Source organism: Actinocorallia lasiicapitis (assembly GCF_054778695.1).
On record NZ_BAAGZI010000483.1, the window covers coordinates 1 to 3,878 of the forward strand.

Annotated in this window: 4 protein-coding genes and 1 pseudogene; 1 reads left to right on the forward strand and 4 read right to left on the reverse strand. The window is 70.6% G+C overall.

From position 1 onward, the window contains the following. Positions 1–608: hypothetical protein (locus ACYVE7_RS30680; RefSeq protein WP_460369629.1), on the reverse strand; the 608-nt coding region annotated here is incomplete at its 3' end. A gap of 439 nt (positions 609–1,047) precedes the next feature. On the opposite strand from ACYVE7_RS30680, the gene ACYVE7_RS30685 reads away from it, so the two are divergent. Then, positions 1,048–2,058, forward strand: coding sequence for a trypsin-like serine peptidase (locus ACYVE7_RS30685; RefSeq protein ID WP_460369630.1), 1,011 nt, complete (start codon positions 1,048–1,050; stop codon positions 2,056–2,058). Here the strand turns inward: ACYVE7_RS30685 and ACYVE7_RS30690 are convergent. The 3 genes and pseudogenes from ACYVE7_RS30690 to ACYVE7_RS30700 all read right to left on the reverse strand — a co-directional run. After that, positions 2,055–2,261, reverse strand: coding sequence for a hypothetical protein (locus ACYVE7_RS30690; RefSeq protein ID WP_460369632.1), 207 nt, complete (start codon positions 2,259–2,261; stop codon positions 2,055–2,057). The genes ACYVE7_RS30685 and ACYVE7_RS30690 overlap by 4 nt on opposite strands. Positions 2,262–2,316: 55 nt before the next feature. Continuing rightward, complete coding sequence (locus tag ACYVE7_RS30695) at positions 2,317–3,426, reverse strand: nitric oxide synthase oxygenase (RefSeq protein WP_460369634.1); 1,110 nt, start codon at positions 3,424–3,426, stop codon at positions 2,317–2,319. Between the two features lie 148 nt (positions 3,427–3,574). Next, positions 3,575–3,878, reverse strand: a pseudogene (locus ACYVE7_RS30700) (saccharopine dehydrogenase); the annotation flags it as partial.

The window sequence follows — 3,878 nt, forward strand, 5'->3', positions numbered from 1 at the left end:
ACCCGCCGCTGCCGCTGCGCCTCACGCTCGATCGCCAGGGCGTGGTCGTCGGCCTGGGCGCGCCGCCTGCGATGGAAGTCGGCGAGCTCGGCGGGGGTCGGCACCTCGGCCCGGACGAACGCCACGACCAGCCCGGGCAGCGCCGGCGGCCGGACGGTCGTCACCGCCGCGAGCTCCGCGGCGACGTCCCGCCGCACCTCCTCCACCGCGCCCGGCTCATGCCCCAGCGCCAGCTCGTACAGGCGCGGATGCCCGTCCAGGTAGGCGAGGAGCTGCGCCTCGACGTCCCGGTGGCCCGTCCTGGCGACGGCCACCGGATCGATCACCGTGCACGCGAAGGTGACGAGCACCGCGAACTCCGAGGCCCGCGCGCCCGGCAGCACCGTCCGCACCGTGACGGCGACGTCGCGCCGCACGTCGACCACGACGACGGAGCGCGCCTTGCGTAGATCGTCCCCTTTGGCCCGGCCCGTCTCGGTGACCAGCCGGCCACCGACACGGTAGACGAGCGCCTCCTGCGGTCCCGGCTCCGGCAGATCCGGATGGGGGCGGCGGCGTGCCAGCGGGCCGCGCGGGGAGAGCGGCACCTGGCGGACGATCGGATACATCTGTCCTCCTGCGGCGGGGGGCAGCCCGGCAAGCGAACAGTTTCACACAGCGGCAAGGTGCCGACGCGGCCCTGAGCGGGCGTTGTGACGCGTCTCTCCGCAGGTTGGCCCGATCCGGTCAGGCCGTCTCAGGAACTTCCCCGAACGCGTCCTCATCGGACCATCGGGACGCATCACCATGAGCCGTGCTCACTCCCGCCAGACCCACCGCCAGTCCCGTGACGGCCGCCACGGCGGCCACCCCCGCAACGATCTTCCGACCCGTCATTTCCGACTCCTTCCAGGGCTCCGTGCAAAGCCGGAATCCACGGTGACGGAAGCCACACGCCCAAGTCAACGATCTTCTTCAGACCGTAACGGCAGGTTCCCTTGACCTTCCCCGACTAATCGTGAACCTTCGGTACAGCTCCGGCCCAACCCCCCATTCTTCGGAGGAACATTGCGTAGCGCAGTCCGGCTGTCGATCCTGCCCCTCGCCGCCGGTTCGCTGGCCCTGGCCACCCTCGCACCGGCCCACGCGGCCCAGGAAGGCAAGGACGCCATCGGCAAGACCGCCCTCGCGAAACCCGCCGACGGATTCTGGACGGCGGCGCGGATGCGCCAGGCGGAGGCACACCCCCGCGACATGCCCGCGCGCGCCTACGGACCGCAGGCGCGCAAGCCGGTACCGCCGATCACCAAGGCGACGGTCGCCACCGGCCACGGCAAGGCCCCGGCGAAGATGATCGGCCGGCTCTACATCGAGGGCAACGACGGCGGCGTCTACACGTGCACCGGAACCGTCATCAACTCGGCGTTCCCGAAGAAGGGGAAGGGCAACCAGTCCGTCATGCTGACGGCCGGTCACTGCGTCACAGACCCCGACGAAGGGTTCGAGAGCCGGACCATCACGTTCTTCCCCGACTACTCCGACGGCAACGCCCGCAAGGGCGTCTGGAGCGGCCAGTGGGTGTTCACCTACAACAGCTGGAGCGTCCGCGCCGAGCCGCAGTCCGACTACGCGATGATCGCGATGGCCCGGCACAGCAACGGACCGATCCAGAAGTTCACCGGCGGCCAGAGCCTGCTCACCAAGGTCAAGGGCAAGCGGCTATGGGTGCGCGCGTACGGCTACGCCGGGTCGCACGCCCCGAACGACACCGAGTACCCCGACCGCGGCGACAAGCTCCGCATGTGCAAGGGCGACTTCAAGCGCAGGACGTTCGGCGCCAACAAGGAGTTCGGGCTCCGCTGCGACCTGTCGCACGGCGCGAGCGGCGGCCCCCTGATCGCGAAGTTCGCGAGCTCCGGTTACGGCCGTGTCATCAGCGTACTGAGCTTCCGGCTGAAGCGCGACGACGGCTACCTCTACGCGCCGGTCTTCGGAGCGGCCACCCACCGCATGTTCCTGGCCGTCCGCAAGGAGAAGACCGACGTCCGGAACATGGACGGCGTCGGGGTCCCGTTCTAGAAATCCTTCTTGGGCATCTCCCGGGGGGTGGGCTTGACCGTCTGCTCACCCACCCGGGCGGGACCGTCCTCGAGCTGCTTCACGTTGAGCTGGTCGGACGGTCCGCCGTCGGGCTCGGAGCCGCTCGCCGCCTGGATGGCGAAGAACGCTCCGCCGGCGACAGCAGCCGCCGCGACACCCGCAAAGATCACACGCCGCCGCATGGGGCACCTCCTTCAGGTGCCGCCCACGGTCGCGGATCATGGGCCGGTCTGTCAATCACCCGTACGGGCGGGGTCCGCGGACGAAGTTCGGCCGCAGCTCCGGGTTCTCGTAGTAGCGGTGGAAGACCGGGGTCGCCGACGACGACATCGGCGGGACGATCCACGACCAGTCGGCGGGGCAGACCCGCCCGGCGCGTTCCTCCTTCTCCAGATGGGCCAGGAACCGGCGGGACTCGGTGTGGTGGTCGCTGATGGTGACTCCGTCCTCGCCGAAGGAGTGCAGCACCGCCCGGTTGAGTTCGACGAGCGCCCGGTCGCGCCAGAGGCTGGCGTCGTGGGAGGTGTCGAGGCCGAGCAGGCCCGCGAGGATCGGCAGCAGCGCGTACCGGGTGTCGTCGGCGAGGTTGCGGGCGCCGATCTCGGTGCCCATGTACCAGCCGTTGAACGGCGCCGCCGGATAGGAGATCCCGCCGATCTCCAGGATCATGTCGGAGACCGCGGGGACGGCGTGCCAGCGCAGCCCCAGCTCGGCGAACCAGCGATGTTCCGGATGGCGCAGCAGCACTTCGCGGACGGCGCTGCGGGGCAGTTCGAACAGTTCGGGCGGCTCATGGCCCGCCTCGATCACCAGCGGCAGGACGTCGAACGGGCCGCCGGTCCCGCCGCGCCAGCCGAGGGAGCGGGCGACGTCGGTCAGCGCCGCGTTCGCCGGGTCGCCCATGATCTCGCCATCACCGATGGTGTGCCCGGCGTAGCGGATGAGCTGGTCGTTCCAGATGCGCGGTGCGGGCGCTTCGGGGCTGTCGGGCGCGAACACGGTGATGTGCGGCCGGATCCGGCCGCCGTTGGTGGCGGCGCGCAGATGGGCGATCGACTCCGCGGCGACACCGGCGGCCGTGGCGACCTCGCGGCGGTCGCGCACCCGCATCGAGCGCCAGTACAGCCGGCCGATGCAGCGGCTGCTGTTGCGCCAGGCGACGCGCGCCCCGTACTCCAGTTCCTCGCCGGTGTGCCGGTAGGTCCCGGTCTTCCTGATCTCCTCCCTGACCTCGCGGAGCCGTCCCCCCGGCGCCCCCAGCCCCTGCTCCTGGTAGTACTCGTCGATGAACTCCAGGGCGCTGTCCTCGTCGACTCGGACGCCCTTCTTGCTGCGAAAGAGAAGCATTCCCCACCCTGTGACCTAAGGTGACTGCTTGATCACGACAGGGCACAGGATGACATGAGACGACCGAATGTTTCAGGCGTTCGCTTGTTGCGGCGTCAATGTCACGCTCCGTCGCCGACCTGCCCGGCCGCCACGGAGGGGACACGGCTCAGAGCAGAGTGAAGGCGATGCCGTTGCGGTGCAGGCGCTCGATCAGGGCGTCGCCCATCGCCTGAGCGGTGGTGACCTGGCCCGCGGTCGCCGGCAGGGCGTCCTGGACGAGGCAGAGCGCGCTCTCGGCGAGCATCTTGGCGGTCTCGCTGTAGCCGGGGTCGCCGCCCGCGACCTCGGTGAGCACGTGCTCGCCGCCGCCCTCGCCGTGGAAGCGCATCCGGAACCAGTTCCCGGCGCGCTCCTGCGCCGTCGGCCCGTCGCCGGGCTTCTGGGCGAGGGTCGCGCGCAGCCCGCGCCCG